Below are 15,785 nucleotides of genomic sequence, written 5' to 3' on the forward strand. Positions count from 1 at the left end.
CTCATTTATTGGTTAAAAAATTAGGCTGCAGACCCGTTCCAGAACAGGTCGAACCCGGCCTGTCGGATGGCATCACTTTCCTCGGGCTTGGCTGTGATCGCGTTGATGCTGGTGTCGGCCAAGTCGAAGAGAATGGTATCGATGTAGAAAGCTATCCTGTCAGGCGAGGCATGGCCGGCAAGACACTCTTCCACCATCGCACGCGCGCTCAACTGCATGGCATGGCATTGGCTTCGGCTTTCCGCCGTCACGCGATCGGACACCTTCAACTGGCGAAGGGCTTTGCGCGCGGTGGCTTGCTTCAGTCCCCAATCGATCAGACGGTTCCAGACCGCGAATAGTCGGTCTTTAGCGGAGGTGTCCGTGGGATATGGAGCCAGCATCGTCTCTGTGAGATCTGTCTCTATTTCCACAAAGAGCTGATTGAGCAGATCATCCTTGGTTGGAAAGTAAGTGAACAGGGTTCCCTCGGAAACGCCAGCGGCCTTTGCGATCTTGGCCGTAGACGCGCCGGTGCCTAAGGCGGCGACGAAGTCCGCCGCTGCATCGAGCAATGCCTGTCGTTTTTCTTCACTGAGGGGACGAGCCATGTTCCGGTACATATTAATGAGTGAGCTGTCACTCAACTATATAGGGTGGATGATGTCACCGTCAAGGTTCCAGTCATCCATTATGCGGTCAGTAGGGTAAGTAGGGTTGCATCGACCCGTTGAACTCACAGCCAAAAGCGTACGTAGGAGTGCCTTAAAAAGTCATTTCCTGTGCCGGCATCATCTCTTGCTGAGTACAAAAATCCCTGCCGCAGGTTTGAGTGCCAGGCTATTCTTTGGCGTGGACTCCATCAGCCTGATTCCGGGCGTTTTACTGGAGTAAAATGAGAATTTTGATTTCTCCGCACTCCGCGTGTTTTGGTGGAGCGCGGCAGGATATGTTGTGATAAATGGACTTATTCTTTGTAAAACTCGTCTTTATGCTGATATCGATACTCTTGAGTGATTCCCGTGTATCCGTATGAAGCGGCTTTACAGTCGATTATATGAACATTCGACTGAGGATGCAGGTTACCAATCGCTTGCTCCATAGCGTTGTAAATTGCTTTCTGGTATGCCGATTTCTGGTCCTTGCTACAGGTTTCATCGACGATCGTCACTTCGAGTCTAAACGAATTTTTGCCCCATTCAGCCAGGCTTTTGCCATCAATAAACCAGTCTTCATCATCGACATGTCTCACTATGACCATAGTTTCGAAGCTATTTTTTCTTAAAACATCGCATGTGATTTGAGTCGCTAAAAGTACACACTTTTGGGTTAATTTTTGATTCTTTAAGCCAGACAGCGTCAGGGTTATACCAGGCATAACATGTCCTTAATGAGATTGTCATAGCGGTTAAATTATTACAGGAACCGCAGTCAGCTTATAAGCCATTAAAATGGCATAATCGAGGCCGGTTAAACCTCGCGTTTTTCCGCCCATTTCAGCATTGCATCGAGAGCAGGGCACAGCGCTTGCCCCCACTCAGTGAGCCGATATTCCACTTTCGGCGGCACCTGGGGATACACCGTCCGCGACACGATCCCGTCGGCTTCCAGCTGTCGCAGTTGCTGTGCCAGCATTTTCTGCGAAATGGCGGGGATCAGTTTTTCAAAATCGGAATAGCGCTGTACTTTCCCGTCGAACAGATGAAAAAGAATGATTAATTTCCAGCGGCCTTCCAGCAGCCGCAAGACCTGCTCCACGCCGCTTGCGGCCGATTCCGGGCTATATAACTTACTCACAATTCAGTAGCTCACTTTTTCGTGCGTACTTGTCAATTTCACAGTCTATGTTGAAGATATCCGTACTGTAAATAACGGGAGTACAGAGCCATGTCATTATCACTACCGCAGGCTATTTCTACCTATTTTTCGATCAGCAATGGTGCCGATATCGCCGGCGTTAAGCAATGTTTTACCGCCAACGCCGTCGTGATCGACGAAGGTAAAACTCATCAGGGGCACGCGGCGATCGAGGCATGGCAACGTGCCGCGCAGGCCGCGTTTGACTACAGCGTGGAGCCGATTCAGGTTCTTGCCGAAGGCGACCGGGTGACGGTCACCTCTAATGTCGTCGGTAACTTTCCCGGCAGCCCGGTAGAGCTTAAGCATGCTTTCGGCCTGGTCGGCGACAAGATCAACACACTGGAGATTCTATGATGTCGTTGGATCTTGATTTCCAGGGTAAACGCGTGCTGGTTACTGCGGGCACCAAAGGCGTCGGAAAGGCGGTCGTCGGGTTGTTAAAACGACAGGGCGCCAGGGTGTTAACCACTGCGCGCCATGCGCCCACGGAATGTATTGCAGACGTCTTCGTGGCGGCGGACCTGACCACGGTCAAAGGCTGTACCTCAGTAGCGGAAGCCGTTCAGGCGCACCTGGGAGGGGTTGACGTCATCGTCCATGTGGCGGGCGGTTCTACCGCACCCGGCGGTGGCTTTGCGGCGTTGGGCGAAGAGGAGTGGCAGCAGGAACTCAATCTCAATCTGTTGCCCGCGGTACGCCTGGATCGTGCGCTGTTGCCAGGGATGCTGGCGCAGGGGGGCGGGGTGATCATTCACGTCACCTCTATCCAGCGTGAACTGCCTCTACCGGAATCGACCACCGGCTATGCGGCAGCTAAAGCGGCGCTGTCAGCATACAGCAAAAGCCTGTCGAAAGAGGTATCGCCGAAGGGGGTTCGGGTGGTGCGCGTTGCGCCCGGCTGGATCGAAACCGAAGCTTCGGTGGCAATGGCGGAACGGCTGGCTCAGCAGGCGGGAACGGATTACGAAGGCGGCAAGCAGATCATCATGAATGCCCTCGGTGGCATTCCGCTGGGGCGTCCGTCAAAGCCCATTGAGGTGGCGAATCTTATTGCCTTCCTCGCGTCATCTTATGCTGCCACCATCACCGGTACCGAATATGTGATAGATGGCGGCACCATCCCGACGGTGTAACCCTGCATCGCTTACAAACCGATATTATCATTCTCCAGGCGGCCCCGATGTACAGGGCCGCCTTATGCATAGACTTGAAACGCCCGCCGTGCAGCCTTAAGCCAATGCAGCCAGCGATGCCGGATTAAACCCGTTCAACGCCGTGTAATTGCCATCTTCCACTTTCGTTACCCAATCCGGATCGCTCAGCAGGGCGCGGCCCACAGCGATGAGATCAAACTCTTCACGCTCCATGCGCTCGATGAGCCGCTCCAGGCTTGCAGGCGCCGATCCCTTTCCGGCGAAAGCATGGGTAACATCGTTATCCAGGCCAACCGAACCCACGCTAATTGTCGCGGCTCCGGTCACTTTTTTCGCCCAACCTGCACAGTTCAGGCCGTTTTCACCGTCAATCTCAGGGAATTCCGGCTCCCAGAAGCGGCGTTGCGAACAGTGCAGGATGTCGACGCCGGCCTCAACCAGCGGCAATAACCATGCTTCCATCGCCGCCGGGGTTTCGGCAATTCGTACCCCGTAGTCCTGCTGCTTCCATTGGCTAACACGCATGATAATCGGAAAATCAGGACCGACTGCATGACGAACAGCAGAGACAATCTCGCTGGCAAAGCGCGTACGCTCTTTGATGGTGGGGCCACCGTAGCGATCGGTACGCAGATTAGTACCGGCCCAGAAGAACTGGTCGATCAAAAATCCATGAGCGCCATGGATTTCGACCGTGTCGAAGCCCAGACGTTTGGCATCTGCCGCCGCCTTTACGAACGCCGAAACGGTATCCGCGATATCTTCTTCATTCATTGCCACGCCGCGCGGGTCTCCGGGCGCATCGAAACCTGATGGGCTTTCCACCGGGGCATCCGGTTCCCAGCCGTTGATATAACGCGCTGCGCCGGTATGCCAGATCTGCGGCGCCATGCGGCCACCCGCATGATGTACGGCATCAATCACGTTTTTCCAGCCAGCCAGTGCCGCTTCTCCGTGGAAAAAAGGGATGCCGGAATCGTTTCGTGACGCCGGGCGATCAACGACGGTGCCTTCGGAAAGGATCAGACCAACCCCCCCCTCTGCGCGACGCCGGTAGTAGGCTGCATTTGCTTCTCCCGGTATACCGTCCGCTGCAAAAAGTCGCGTCATGGGCGCCATTACGATCCGGTTTTTCACTTGAAGAGAGCGCACGGAAAAAGGACTGAAAAGAATACTGGATGTATTTTGAGACATACAAATTAACTCCATTGTGTTGGGAGCTCTATTAGGTATATTTTATATACCTGATGTCAATTAGGCACCTTGAATAGCCTAGGTATACCAAAGGAAACCCCCCATGCTGACTTTACACCCACAGTGCTTCTCGTCGGATTGCCCAAGCCGGGCATTGTTCGATCAAATCGCAGACAAATGGTCGATGATGGTTCTGGCTGTCGTTGATGATGAACCACAGCGCTTCAACGCCATCAGACGTCGTCTTGAGGGGGTTTCACAGAAGGCTCTGACGCAATGCCTGCGGCGGCTGGAGCGTAATGGGCTGATCTCGCGACAGGTTATCTCTTTCTCGCCTGTGGCCGTGCAATACGACATTACGCAACTGGGCCGAACCTTGCAGAAGCCCTTCCGCGAACTGCACCAATGGACGCTCGATAAATTGCCTGAAGTCGAAGCCGCCAGACTGCAGTTTGACCAGATTGCCGGGATGAAGTGAAAAGGGGGGGAATCAGCGTTTGTTGTTTAAGTGAAATGCGGGCGCTACCCATTCCCGTTCCTGAACGGCGGGAAGTAGGAGCCCCGGTATCATTGATATAACAATTAATTTCAAAACAAGCTTATTCTTTCACTTAAACGTGTCATTAAGCCTATTATCTACTAAAAGAACGTACAGGATGAGTGTAGTAATATTTAGATGACACTGTCCATGACGGTAGGGAGCGTAACAAGGACAATGTTATGCTCCTCGCTCAGAGCAGACCTATCCCCCATTTCTGACTGCAGAGTGCCAGAAGCCGATTTTTCTGAATCCGCACTGCATTAATTATTGGGGAGCAGGTCACTCAAATATTACTCACTTTATGGCGCTTTTACGCTGGCCTACAGAGGCGTATATTGATATTGAAATAACCCCCAGAATAAAAAGTGTCGCAAACATCAAGTAACCTAACCCGGCATCAATAAAGAACCCACAGAAAAGCGGACACAATGCGGTTCCGAGTGATGTCAGATTAATTAAACCAAAAGATGTCCCCCTTAATTCAGCAGGAGCAAGCCTGTCTACCTCGACGCTGAAAGCTGGCATTGTTATCAATTCCCCAACGCTGAGGACGAATACGGAGAAAGCGAGCAATCCAAGCGATCCTGAGTATACTGTCAAAAACAGTAACTGTGATAAAGAGATAAGAGTTATCCCCAGAATGACTTTCCCTTTTATACTCCATCTCTTTAACAAGAACAAAACTGGATACTGAAAAACAATAACAGTTATTGCGTTAACCAAAAATATCACACTAATAGCATAATTCAAGTCGGGAAATTTTAGTCGAGTTAGAAGTTGAATGAGAGGGGAGTCAAAGGAAGTATACACAAGCATCACAATAAAATAACAAATCATTAGCTTTGAAAATTGTGTCTGCGAGAATATTTTTGAGACGGAATGGGCAAAGCTTGGAATTTTTTTCTTATGGTTAATCTCTCTCTTTTGCAAACCTTTCAAAATAAAAATTAACGCTAAGGCGTAGATCAGATAAATAACACTGGAAGCAAAAAAAACATTTATGACTGGTGATGCAAGAGCATACGTCCCTGCAAGCGGCCCAAGAGCAGAGCCAATATTTACGACATAATACCGTATGTATTGATACTGTTCCCTCTGCCTAAAATCAGTAAGATAATCACCAATCATTGCCTTGCTAAACGACTCCGTGCATGCGCGCCCCGTTGAAATCAGTAACATGGAGCCAACAAATTCAGCAGCATAATCACAATAAGTCATTGATGCAAAACCGATAATGCTCAGAAATAGACTCGCTACAAGCGATCGTTCGCGCCCTAGCTTGTCAGAATAATAACTAACGAAAACACCAATCAGTGTTCCAGTAGCTAATGTCATAAAAAAGATGGCACCAATCTGTAATGCGCTCAATTGAAACTGACGATAAAGCTCTACAGACAGATAAGGCCATACCATGAAATATCCTGCCCGAGACAGAAAGGTTCCGGCCAGCATAGTATGTATAACCGCAAGCTGTTTTGGTTGTGTTAGCGATAGGTTTAAGTTCGTCATAAGTCAGCTTATTCCAAATCCAGCGGTAAGCTTTCATCAGCTCCCCATTCAGCCCAGGACCCATCATATATGCGAAGTTTTTTAAAACCGGCCAGATATGCAGCAAGAAGAACTATACAAGCTGTAACTCCAGACCCACAGCTGAATACAAGCTCATCGTTATCATTCAGCCCGTTACGATTAAAAATTTCAGCCAGAGACTCGGGTGATTTGTAGTGCCCATTGTTCAAAACCTCACTAAAAGGGATGTTTATGGATCCAGGTATATGCCCGCGCCTTAAACCGATTCTGGGTTCAGCTTGTCGTCCAGAAAATCTCTCTGAGGGTCTTGCATCAATTAACATAAAATGAGGAGTAGTGATATTTTTAAGGACAGTGGATTTATCAACAATCTGCTCAGGCTTAATGTCAAAATCGCAGACCCTATTTACCTTGGGCATCGCATAGCTTTCGGATATACCAAGTCCCGCGGCAAGCCATGCCGGTAATCCCCCGTCAAGAATGTAGGTTTTCTGAATACCCATAGCCTTTAGCATCCACCAGACCCTGGGTGCCGAATACATACCCTGCTGATCGTAAACTACCACGGTGGAGTCGGGCCTAATACCGATTCCGGATAGCAGGGATGGAATACTTGATGCTGAAGGGAATGTATGGGGTAGAGCAGACTCAGGCTCTGAAAAAGTACTGTCAAGGTCAAAATATATTGCGCCTTCAATGACTAATTCCTTAATTTCACTAGTCTTATTCGCTGTTTTTTTTAGCGTAGCATCCAGTATGATGATGCTATCTGAGTCCGGGTTGTTTACAACCCAGTGAGGAGAAACCAGAGCTTCCATATTTGTCCTTTTCAAAGAAGGCTCCTGCGGGAGCCCAAGATAAATTTTAAACTTCAATAATGTCAATACGATTCTGATTTACCAGCGGAATGTCATAATTTTGCATTTGAAGTATCTCTCCTGCAAAACAGCCATTTTTATAAACGCCAGAAAGTCTGTCCTGAGTGAACGCTTCAATAGCGTCTACATTAAAATGAATCTGATAATCAGTCTCACCACTATCGGTATGTTTAAATCGCGTCAGATACCCGAATGTCGGTTCAAAAATGTTGACGCAGCCAACGATCTGGCCAATACGTTCATGAACTATCCCATTGATAACCAGACTTTCACCTGCCTCTGGAATGATAGCGAATAACTGACGGCCCGCCCGGCACCATCCGACATGCGAAGGTAATCCTAGAATATCAATGCCTGACGTTCCAAAATCTTCGCTGACACCGAGTTGGAAATTAAGAGGAATGTTTTCATGTATCCACTTTATGTCCTGATAAAATTGTGCCACTTGTTCTTGAGTAAGCTGCAAGTGGGGGTGTCTGCGGCCATGATCTGTAAAGCAATTGAACCTGACTGTCTGCACGCCAAGTTTGTTAAAAAGCTTGCAATAATTCACAAGATCATTTTTGGTATGATTGTGCGTACCAACTGTAATACCAATATTAACCCGAATAAGGTTATTGTCGCCACTTTCCCGGCTATAACTTTTAATCCTGGAAATCACTTCGATACATTTCTTTCCAGGAAACACCCCTTTAATGGGATAATCTGCATGGGAATGCAAAGAACACTCTTCCGCATCGTTAACCAGCCCGTGAAATGTAATGGATATAGTGCCGTATCCATTTTTCACTGCTTTATCCAACAATTCCTTATAGTTTTTCTGCAATAATGGCTTACCACTTGTCCATGCATCACCCGCTATCATGGTGTCCGTCTCGTTTTTGTCCTCTCCGGAACGAAACTCGCGATTGTGGGCCGGACCATAGATATCCATAAACTCACCATTGTGAGCAAAGCTATCCACATAGCGAGGATAAATATTAAAATTCTGATCCGTTAGCTTTCGATAAATTTCATGACCTTCATTAATGCCAAAAGATTTAGAGAATACCTTTTCATAGTTCACGAACCAACAATGATTACAATTTTGACCACATGTGTCCTTGCCCACAAATGTATCAACATCCAGATAAAAATGGATGTCTTCATTTTTTATTGATGTAAAAGGAACGCGAAAATCAATGTCCCCATGATAATCGTATGACATATCCATATTGCCTTGCATCGACATTGCCTCATTTTATATTTATCGCGAAATGATTTACATAAATTAAATTAGTTTTGTCAACCATATAAATACTTAATATATATAAATGTTTTTTTAAATTTAATTTATAGATTTTTATTCCGTACAAGCGAAAACAATCAGCACGAACAACTGATTATTGATTGAAAAAATATAGTCACAGTGAGAAACAATTAAATTATAAAATAATTTTTCACCTATGGTTATCAATGATTTTACTGTAATTGATTGAATTAAAATGAATTAAATAAAAAGTAACAACTTGACAAAGATTTATTGTTTACTAATTCTTTACTGTTGCTATTGTCATATAAAAAACATGGATTAGCATAAGAAAATGAAAAAAGTTCTCATCTTGGCAAAAACGGAATATACACGCACCCCTTATGACGTATGGCTTAAAGACTTGGGTGTCGAACCTGTCTTGATTACCTCTCCAAAATTTTACCAAGATTATTCCAGACACATTAAACACTGTTTCTGCTTGGAAAATTATGATCATGATGATGAATCCCTCTATAATTTAACAGAATCAATTTATCAAACGACTCCATTTGACTATATATTTTGCCGAGCAGAAGTAGATATACTTCGTGCTGCTAATATAAGAAAACGCTACGGCATCCCTGGGCAAGATGTAACCAGTGCGCTATGTTATAGAGATAAGTTCTTCATGAAAGAGCAATTATCTCTTTCTCAGGTAATGATGGCAGACTACCGGAGAATAGATTCCCAGGAAGAACTCTTGGCATTTGCTTCAGATAATGGAATGCCATTTGTTATAAAACCCCGCCTTGCTTCAGGTTCTTCGGGTGTAGTAATAATTAAGTCGCAGGTTGAACTTCATTCATATCTTAAAAAATATAACAATCAAATTGTTGATATGTTGGCAGAGGATTATGTTGACGGTGAAATGTTTCACATTGATGGGTTAGTTGTTGAAGGTAAACTTACCTTTATCCAACCTTTCAAATATGTAAATAACTGTCTTTCCTATCGAGATAACTTATACATTGGTAATATCCCACTCGATCGAAACGATAAACTATACTCTCGTTTGGTAAGTTCTGTTAAGGATATACTTCATATTATGCCAGAAACTCCACATTTTGCTTTTCATTGTGAAATGTGGGTTACCAGAGAGGACGATATTGTTTTCTGCGAGATAGCGAGTAGAACCGGCGGAGGAATGATAAGCTTTCTGATTGAAGAGATGGCGGGGTTTAATATTGATAAGGCGTGGTTATTGGCAGAATGTCATATTCATCAACAGTCCTATCCGCAGTATCAAGAACGTTTTCTGCGGTTTGGCTGCGTTTGTATCCCCCCTTCAAACGGGAGACTTGTGTCCCTACCTACCGAGTTTCCAGTTGAGGTGCGCAAAACACATCTAACAGGTAAAGTTGATGAAATTTATGACGGTGGAGAAAAGTCTGGTCTTTATCTTATAGGACACGTAGTAGAAGCAGACGATCCGAAATCCGTGTTAAGACTATTTAGATCATGCTACCAACAAATTCATGATGCTGAACGCTGGGAAACGGTCAATAATGGTTGATAAAGTTTGCAGCGAAGAGGACAGCTATTTCCCCCATCCTCCAATCCATCGATTTACTTCCGGAATTTATCCGGATTTTGAATCTTTGGCGTATGCATCACAGGATTCTCTAAAGAGCCGGTATCCGCGTTATTCACGATTTGGCACGCCAATGACGGATACAGTCGAGTGTGAGATTACGCGCCTGGAGGGCGGCTACAGTTCGCTCAGCACATGTTCCGGTCTTGCTGCGATCACCTCCGTTCTCATGTCTTTCCTTCGCCCCGGCGATCATATACTTATGACTCGTTCAGTCTATGAACCAGTCAGATGTTTTGTCATGACATATTTGTTTGAGCTTGGTATAAGCGCTACCTTCCTGAGTGCTGATGAGTTCGGCCACTTAGAAGACTATGTCACTGATAAAACAAAGCTGATATATGTTGAGTCTCCATCATCAAACATATTTGAAGTAACAGACATCGATGCTGTAGCTAAGCTGGCTAGGCTAAGGGGAATTGTCACCATCATCGACAATACGTGGTCTACCCCCCTGTTGCTTAATCCGCTTCATCACGGTTTTGATGTGGTTATTCATTCAGCATCAAAATATCTAGCGGGTCATTCCGATGCTGTAATGGGCATCATAACCACTACAGAGCAGTATTATGAACCGGTTCGTCGCTACCTTATTAAATCAGGAGTCTGTGCGGGCGGAGAAGAGTCCTTCAGCCTTTATAAAGGACTTAAAACATTGGCGGCCAGGCTTAAAATACAGCAGGACACTGCCCAAAAACTGATCAGGATGCTGTTGGCTCATCCTGCAATTAGTACAGTGATTTCACCGGATCTTCCATCTCATTCTGGGCATGAAATTTTTTGTAAATATTACCGGCAAAGTAATGGCCTTTTTAGTTTTTCAGTTAAAAAGCCTACAGATCAAAAGCGCGATGCTTTTTTAAGAGAATTGAAAACATTCAAGTTAGCGTATGGCTGGGGAGGCGTCGATAGCTGCATGATTCCATTCAGGTCTCCAGACTGGATGACACAGGATGAAGAACAGTTGTTTTTAAGGGTAAGCGTCGGAATTGAAGACGCAGACATGTTAGCAGCAGAACTATCATCAGCATTGTCTAAATTTTAATTTATTTTCTATAAAAACATGCGGTTGCATCATTTCTGGTAGCCATCTTAAATATAATGACAGCCTGTTCCTTCAGAAGAATTAAACATCTTTCGATAGACATTCATTTTTCTGACCAGCTTTCCGTTGATTAACATTCCGTAATATTATTGATACATCCATTAGCGGTGAGAGCAATTACGAACTTCCGCTCCTCGCTCATAACCGCCGGTCAAAAAAAAGCCCACTCAGGTTTCCCTAAGTGGGTTTTTCCAATAGGGCTCCTCTGGTCGGGAACGCCATTGCCATTAAGTGGCTAATAACCAAGAAAAAAATGCCCTCTGTCAACATCGCCAAAATGGCCGCCATTGGCCTCGCGTCATCGTGAGGCTCCGCCTGGACTGGCGCTTGCGGCTATCTCGGGGACCCACGCCAGTGCTGCCGGTGAAGCTGCGGCGTCTGATTCAGCCGATATCGACTTTCATGGCGATGTCCCAACTGCCGGCGCCATTCTTGGCCAGGCCGATCATCATCAGGCCGAGCGACTCCAGTGTCTGGGCCATTTGCAGGCCGCCGACATCGAACGGACGCAACCCGAGGCTTTCGAGGAAGGTCGAGACGCGTGCCTTCGCCTGCGCATCGTCGGCTGCAATGAACGCGTCGAGGCGTCCGCCCTTGGCCAGTACGTGGCCGAAGAGGGTATTGAACGCCTTCACGACATGCGCGTCGGCGGGGAGGCGTTTGGCGATCTCCTGCGCCGCGGAACTGCCGTGGGGAGTGACGAGGCCCGAGAGGCCGGGGGCAACCGGGTTCGTGATGTCGATGATCACCTTGTTGCCGAGCGCTTCGCCAAAGTCGGCCACCACCGCCGCAACGCTGTTGTACGGCACGGCGAGAATGACGATGTCGCCCGCCGGCGCCGCGCCGTACGTCCCTGTGGTCGCTCCGGCTGCCAGCTGGTCGGCCAGCGCCTGGGCCTTGGCAGTGTCGCGGCCGATCACCTCAAGGGTATGTCCAGCCTTGGTGGTACGCTTGGCGATAGCCGTGGCCATGCCGCCTGATCCTATGATGCTGATAGTGCTCATATGCAGATTCCTCGTGAGTTGGGGTATTGCCCGTAATCGCTAAACAGGCCCCCCGGTTGATATGTCGTGCGCGTCGAGCCTCCCGCGTCATCCCTGATGCCCTCGCCGGGCCGGCAAAGTCTTTGCCCGAACGGGCAGGGCATTGCGACACTGCCGTCTGCCAGGCTCGTTGCGACCCGGATCCCTGTCCCGGCTAAGCTCAACTCAACTGGCAGGGAAGTAATGGCCGTTCTCCAAATCGGCGAGCAGCCCGGGCTGGGCGGGTTGCCAGCCGAGGATCTGGCGGGTGAGGAGGCTGGACGCCGGGAGGTTTAGCGTGACCAGATTCGCGAGGAACCCAAAGTATCCCGGCAGCATGAGTGTATCGACGGGAATGCTCACCGCGGGCAGGCCCAGATGGCTGCCAATGGCCTCGGCGATCTCGCGGAACGGGATACCCTCGCTTTCGAGCCCATGCCAGATCTTGCCGGCCGGCCCCTTCTCCAGCGCCAGGCGGAACAGCGAGGCGAGGTCGCGGGCATGCACGGCCGGCCACAGGTTTGCGCCGTCTCCCGGGTAGCCGATGACCCCCTTCTCCTTGGCGAGCCCAATCAGCAGCGGGAGGAACCCGGTATTGTCGGTCGTGCTGTGCGCGATAGTCGGGATCCGCACGATCGAGGATCGCACGCCGCGCTCCGCGAGGCCGATTACCGCGAGTTCCACGACGTTACGAATCCGCAGGGAGCCCTTGTACGCATCGCCGCCGGGAAGGGCCGGGTCCTCTTCGGTCGCCGGTCGGTCCAGGAAGCTGGCCCCGGGCGCCGCCCAGCCCAGGTTCGTGGGCGAGCCAATGCTGCCCGAAACGACCAGCGGTTTTCCGGTTCCGGCCAATGCCTCACCGTACGCGAGCATGACCTGGAGTTCCGCTGCGGCCACGGCGTCAATCCCGCCCGCGGGAAGCAGGTCTTGCCTGTGCGCGACGTGGATGACGCCATCGGACGCCGCCGCAGCCGCCTTGAGCTCATCCAGATCGGAAATATCCCCGCGACGCACCTTGGCGCCGAGCGCGGACACCGCAGCGGCGGACTTATCCGACCTGGCCAGGCCGGTGACCTCGTGGCCGGCGGCGATAAGTTCGGGAATGATGTACGAGCCTATATGGCCGGTCCCGCCAGTGACTAAAACGTGCATGATATTTTCCTTTTAGGTGCGATATGAGTGGTGGTGCCGTGCGCTCAACCGAGAAGGCTGACGCCGATCGAGAAGTTGGTGTGCTTGACGGAGTGGGTCATGAGGCCCAGACACAGCATGCAGGCGTGCTCCAGCGTCCGCGCCATGAACAGCGGCCCGGTATCCAGCGGGCGCAGCCCGAGGCTCTCGATGAACGCCGAGACGCGTGCCTTCGCCTGCGCGTTGTCCCCGGCGATGAACACGTCCAGCAGCTGACCTTTGACTGAACCCATGGCCAGCACGTGGGAAAACTGGGTGTTGAATGCCTTGACGATATTCGCATCGGCAGGGGCGGCCCTGGCGATCTCCAGCGCGCCGAAACTGTCTTCAGGTGTCAGGAAGCCCGAGAAGTCGGGTTTGATGGGGTTGGTGATGTCGATAAGAAGCTTGCCCGCCAGCTTTTCACCGTACTGCTTCAGCACGTCGAGAACGGCGGAGTAGGGAACCGCCAGGATGACGATATCCCCGGCCAGGGTGGCGCCGAAGGTTCCTGTCGTCGCACCGGCTCCGATCTTCCCAGCCAGCGCCCGTGCCTTGGCAGCGTCGCGGCTCATTACCTCGACGATATGTCCGGCCCTGGCGGCAAGACCGCCGATCGCCGCCATGCCGCCGGAGCCGATGATGCTGATAGTGCTCATGTGCAATTTCCTTACGGATAGGGGGTTAATCATTCATGGATTGCAGGTGCGATCCCACAACCGGACTCAACATACAGGTCATGCTAGTTTTGTCACTTGCAATAAACAAGTAAAATTACTTGTAAAAAACAAGTGAGAAAAAGAGAGGGGGTTTGCTTGCGATAGACAAGCGATGTAAGATCTCGCCATGAAAACGACGAATAAAGAAATTCGGTCCCATTGCGCGGTAAATTACGGCGTGGAGATCTTCGGTGACCGGTGGTCGCTCTTGATCATTCGCGACATCGTTTTTACCGGTAAGAAGACCTATGGCGAGTTTATGAAATCGGAAGAGGGCATCGCGACCAATGTCCTGGCTTCCCGCCTTGCCTTTCTTGAGCAGCAGGGTGTTCTTGCGAGAGCGCCCAGCCCCGACGACGGGCGCAAGGATTTATATACGCTGACCGAGAAAGGCCTCGACCTCATTCCTGTCATGCTTAACATCGTCCTTTGGAGCGCGAAGCACGATTCGAAGTCGTACGTGCTGCACCGCAAGGAGTGGGTTGATCGATTAAGCCGAAACCCCATGGAAGTGAGCGAAGAGGTGAAGGCGCTGGTTCGCAATGGCGGGTGTATGTTTCCCGCTGGCGAGGAATGAGCAAGACGGCAAGCGTGCTCTGCCACGCGTTCAGCTGTTCATACGAAGGAAGTAAAATGCTTTTGCCAGATTTGAGCTTTACAAAAACAGTATATCAATCGTCATTTCAAGAATGAGTCGTCAGCTGTTTGTTTCCCTGGATGGGCCCAAGGGAGCCGGTAAAACCACACTGTTGGAAGCCATTACGAAAGTACTAAGGGCAGACAACAAGAAGGTGATCCGACTTTGCGAGAAAAAAAGCGATCCCTACAGGGGGGAAACAATGGCCCTCGTTAACAAGCTCGCCAGAAATCCCACCCTGGGTTTGGAATTGGACGTTTGTGAGCGCTTTGCTGATAGCCGTGCCTGGATTTCCCGGCACGTGCTGACTAAACAGCCACCGGACAGCATTATCTTGATGGATCGCTGGTACCCGTCGGATGCCGCGTTTCGCCGGATGATTCCATTTGCAGAGATTTTACAGCTTAACATTGAGCGAAACGTGCGAACGCCGGACCTGCATGTCGGGGTTGTTACTGCGCCTGATATTTCATGGGCGAGGGCCGCGGCCCGACCGCGTGGGCTAAGTAGTACTGTGATTTATAAGCTGGAAGAGCATGTTGCTTGCACCAAGGCATTCGAGCGAGAAATTGCAAATCACGGCTGGGTTTTATGCCGTAATGAAGGAACTCTCGAAGACGCAACGATGCAGGTGATTGCTGAGATCTACAGAGTGCTTGGATGCCCTACAGGCATCGGTTTGGCGAACAGAGCTTCCGCCGCATGCCGCCAGTAATGACGACCACGTATTCCGTCACTCTCCACTCCAGAGTGATCCTCAGATTTATGTGGCGTCTACAGAATCGATACTACTCAGTATCTTTCGGTCTTTGACACGGGAAAATAAAACTCAGTGTTCTGACCTGCCACGGCTTATGGCAGAACTCCGGCACCGCCATACCCAGCTCGACCTGCTTCAGGGCGAAGAAAATCTGTTCTTCGGTAAATCGTGACTTTTTCATCGGCCCTACATCCGTTTCGGGGGCATTTATCATGCCGGAATTCTGTTTCTGAATGGGGCAGGATTTTTGGGGAGGGTCATGCACCACATCCTCATCATAGGCAGTTTTGTGCCAGGTATAGTCATTCACACCCTGAGAGTTACACTTTTAAGTGATTCAGGGTATGCGCTTAC

At 49.6% G+C, this 15,785-nt stretch carries 18 protein-coding genes; 7 read left to right on the plus strand and 11 right to left on the minus strand.

Annotated features, from left to right (window positions below; all coding sequences use genetic code 11):
* Positions 1–20 precede the first annotated feature (20 nt).
* From ACUTSW_RS14550 to ACUTSW_RS14560, 3 genes are all read right to left on the minus strand, one after another.
* On the minus strand, positions 21–590 hold the full coding sequence (locus ACUTSW_RS14550; protein ID WP_445584737.1) for a TetR/AcrR family transcriptional regulator: 570 nt from the start codon (positions 588–590) through the stop codon (positions 21–23).
* A gap of 356 nt (positions 591–946) precedes the next feature.
* Entirely contained in the window at positions 947–1,357 is a 411-nt protein-coding gene (locus ACUTSW_RS14555; protein ID WP_013813659.1) for a tautomerase family protein, read from the minus strand.
* 92 nt (positions 1,358–1,449) lie between these two features.
* Positions 1,450–1,776, minus strand: a complete 327-nt coding sequence (locus ACUTSW_RS14560) for a winged helix-turn-helix transcriptional regulator (protein WP_090122302.1) — start codon at positions 1,774–1,776, stop codon at positions 1,450–1,452.
* 90 nt (positions 1,777–1,866) lie between these two features.
* On the opposite strand from ACUTSW_RS14560, the gene ACUTSW_RS14565 reads away from it, so the two are divergent.
* Positions 1,867–2,193 (plus strand): nuclear transport factor 2 family protein, encoded by a 327-nt coding sequence (locus ACUTSW_RS14565; protein WP_445584738.1) that lies wholly within the window; start codon positions 1,867–1,869, stop codon positions 2,191–2,193.
* On the plus strand, positions 2,193–2,972 hold the full coding sequence (locus ACUTSW_RS14570; RefSeq protein WP_445584756.1) for an SDR family oxidoreductase: 780 nt from the start codon (positions 2,193–2,195) through the stop codon (positions 2,970–2,972). The genes ACUTSW_RS14565 and ACUTSW_RS14570 overlap by 1 nt, the downstream gene beginning before the upstream one ends.
* A 96-nt stretch (positions 2,973–3,068) precedes the next feature.
* On the opposite strand, the gene ACUTSW_RS14575 is transcribed toward ACUTSW_RS14570, so the two are convergent.
* Positions 3,069–4,187: an NADH:flavin oxidoreductase gene (locus ACUTSW_RS14575; protein ID WP_445584739.1), complete on the minus strand. Its 1,119-nt coding sequence runs from the start codon at positions 4,185–4,187 to the stop codon at positions 3,069–3,071.
* A gap of 103 nt (positions 4,188–4,290) precedes the next feature.
* Here ACUTSW_RS14575 and ACUTSW_RS14580 point away from each other — a divergent pair, with 103 nt between their 5' ends.
* A complete protein-coding gene (locus ACUTSW_RS14580) occupies positions 4,291–4,665 on the plus strand; it encodes a winged helix-turn-helix transcriptional regulator (RefSeq protein ID WP_445584740.1) in 375 nt (124 codons plus the stop codon).
* Between the two features lie 357 nt (positions 4,666–5,022).
* Here ACUTSW_RS14580 and ACUTSW_RS14585 read toward each other — a convergent pair whose 3' ends face one another.
* Genes ACUTSW_RS14585 through ACUTSW_RS14595 form a run of 3 tightly spaced genes read right to left on the minus strand, consistent with a single transcriptional unit; the run spans position 5,023 to position 8,361 of the window.
* Entirely contained in the window at positions 5,023–6,237 is a 1,215-nt protein-coding gene (locus ACUTSW_RS14585) for an MFS transporter (protein ID WP_445584741.1), read from the minus strand.
* Positions 6,238–6,245: 8 nt separating this feature from the next.
* Positions 6,246–7,091 (minus strand): sulfurtransferase, encoded by an 846-nt coding sequence (locus ACUTSW_RS14590; RefSeq protein ID WP_445584742.1) that lies wholly within the window; start codon positions 7,089–7,091, stop codon positions 6,246–6,248.
* Between the two features lie 31 nt (positions 7,092–7,122).
* A complete protein-coding gene (locus tag ACUTSW_RS14595; RefSeq protein WP_445584743.1) occupies positions 7,123–8,361 on the minus strand; it encodes a radical SAM protein in 1,239 nt (412 codons plus the stop codon).
* A gap of 358 nt (positions 8,362–8,719) precedes the next feature.
* Here ACUTSW_RS14595 and ACUTSW_RS14600 point away from each other — a divergent pair, with 358 nt between their 5' ends.
* Entirely contained in the window at positions 8,720–9,940 is a 1,221-nt protein-coding gene (locus ACUTSW_RS14600; RefSeq protein ID WP_445584744.1) for an ATP-grasp domain-containing protein, read from the plus strand.
* Entirely contained in the window at positions 9,933–11,063 is a 1,131-nt protein-coding gene (locus tag ACUTSW_RS14605) for a trans-sulfuration enzyme family protein (protein ID WP_445584745.1), read from the plus strand. Before ACUTSW_RS14600 ends, ACUTSW_RS14605 begins: the two co-directional genes overlap by 8 nt.
* Positions 11,064–11,506: 443 nt before the next feature.
* On the opposite strand, the gene ACUTSW_RS14610 is transcribed toward ACUTSW_RS14605, so the two are convergent.
* The 3 genes from ACUTSW_RS14610 to ACUTSW_RS14620 form a co-directional block, all read right to left on the minus strand.
* Positions 11,507–12,154 carry an NADPH-dependent F420 reductase gene (locus tag ACUTSW_RS14610; RefSeq protein WP_445584757.1) on the minus strand — a complete coding sequence of 216 codons (648 nt, stop codon included), beginning with the start codon at positions 12,152–12,154 and terminating at the stop codon, positions 11,507–11,509.
* Between the two features lie 177 nt (positions 12,155–12,331).
* Positions 12,332–13,297, minus strand: coding sequence for an SDR family oxidoreductase (locus ACUTSW_RS14615; RefSeq protein WP_445584746.1), 966 nt, complete (start codon positions 13,295–13,297; stop codon positions 12,332–12,334).
* Between the two features lie 44 nt (positions 13,298–13,341).
* The gene (locus ACUTSW_RS14620) at positions 13,342–13,974 is read right to left on the minus strand and encodes an NADPH-dependent F420 reductase (RefSeq protein ID WP_445584747.1); all 633 of its coding nucleotides are present in this window, start codon (positions 13,972–13,974) and stop codon (positions 13,342–13,344) included.
* A gap of 187 nt (positions 13,975–14,161) precedes the next feature.
* On the opposite strand from ACUTSW_RS14620, the gene ACUTSW_RS14625 reads away from it, so the two are divergent.
* Positions 14,162–14,611: a winged helix-turn-helix transcriptional regulator gene (locus ACUTSW_RS14625; RefSeq protein WP_445584748.1), complete on the plus strand. Its 450-nt coding sequence runs from the start codon at positions 14,162–14,164 to the stop codon at positions 14,609–14,611.
* A 112-nt stretch (positions 14,612–14,723) separates the two neighbouring features.
* Entirely contained in the window at positions 14,724–15,386 is a 663-nt protein-coding gene (locus ACUTSW_RS14630; RefSeq protein WP_445584749.1) for a dTMP kinase, read from the plus strand.
* A 73-nt stretch (positions 15,387–15,459) separates the two neighbouring features.
* Here the strand turns inward: ACUTSW_RS14630 and ACUTSW_RS14635 are convergent, their stop codons facing one another.
* Positions 15,460–15,741 (minus strand): hypothetical protein, encoded by a 282-nt coding sequence (locus ACUTSW_RS14635; RefSeq protein WP_445584758.1) that lies wholly within the window; start codon positions 15,739–15,741, stop codon positions 15,460–15,462.
* Positions 15,742–15,785: the final 44 nt, after the last annotated feature.

The organism is Serratia sp. TSA_198.1, assembly GCF_052686505.1.

Bases quoted from the DNA above. Each gene is read 5' to 3' on its own strand.
- ACUTSW_RS14550 (WP_445584737.1), bottom strand. From the start codon at position 590: ATGGCTCGTCCCCTCAGTGAAGAAAAACGACAGGCATTGCTCGATGCA.
- ACUTSW_RS14555 (WP_013813659.1), bottom strand. From the start codon at position 1,357: ATGCCTGGTATAACCCTGACGCTGTCTGGCTTAAAGAATCAAAAATTA.
- ACUTSW_RS14565 (WP_445584738.1), top strand. From the start codon at position 1,867: ATGTCATTATCACTACCGCAGGCTATTTCTACCTATTTTTCGATCAGC.
- ACUTSW_RS14570 (WP_445584756.1), top strand. From the start codon at position 2,193: ATGTCGTTGGATCTTGATTTCCAGGGTAAACGCGTGCTGGTTACTGCG.
- ACUTSW_RS14575 (WP_445584739.1), bottom strand. From the start codon at position 4,187: ATGTCTCAAAATACATCCAGTATTCTTTTCAGTCCTTTTTCCGTGCGC.
- ACUTSW_RS14580 (WP_445584740.1), top strand. From the start codon at position 4,291: ATGCTGACTTTACACCCACAGTGCTTCTCGTCGGATTGCCCAAGCCGG.
- ACUTSW_RS14585 (WP_445584741.1), bottom strand. From the start codon at position 6,237: ATGACGAACTTAAACCTATCGCTAACACAACCAAAACAGCTTGCGGTT.
- ACUTSW_RS14595 (WP_445584743.1), bottom strand. From the start codon at position 8,361: ATGCAAGGCAATATGGATATGTCATACGATTATCATGGGGACATTGAT.
- ACUTSW_RS14600 (WP_445584744.1), top strand. From the start codon at position 8,720: ATGAAAAAAGTTCTCATCTTGGCAAAAACGGAATATACACGCACCCCT.
- ACUTSW_RS14605 (WP_445584745.1), top strand. From the start codon at position 9,933: ATGGTTGATAAAGTTTGCAGCGAAGAGGACAGCTATTTCCCCCATCCT.
- ACUTSW_RS14615 (WP_445584746.1), bottom strand. From the start codon at position 13,297: ATGCACGTTTTAGTCACTGGCGGGACCGGCCATATAGGCTCGTACATC.
- ACUTSW_RS14620 (WP_445584747.1), bottom strand. From the start codon at position 13,974: ATGAGCACTATCAGCATCATCGGCTCCGGCGGCATGGCGGCGATCGGC.
- ACUTSW_RS14625 (WP_445584748.1), top strand. From the start codon at position 14,162: ATGAAAACGACGAATAAAGAAATTCGGTCCCATTGCGCGGTAAATTAC.
- ACUTSW_RS14630 (WP_445584749.1), top strand. From the start codon at position 14,724: ATGAGTCGTCAGCTGTTTGTTTCCCTGGATGGGCCCAAGGGAGCCGGT.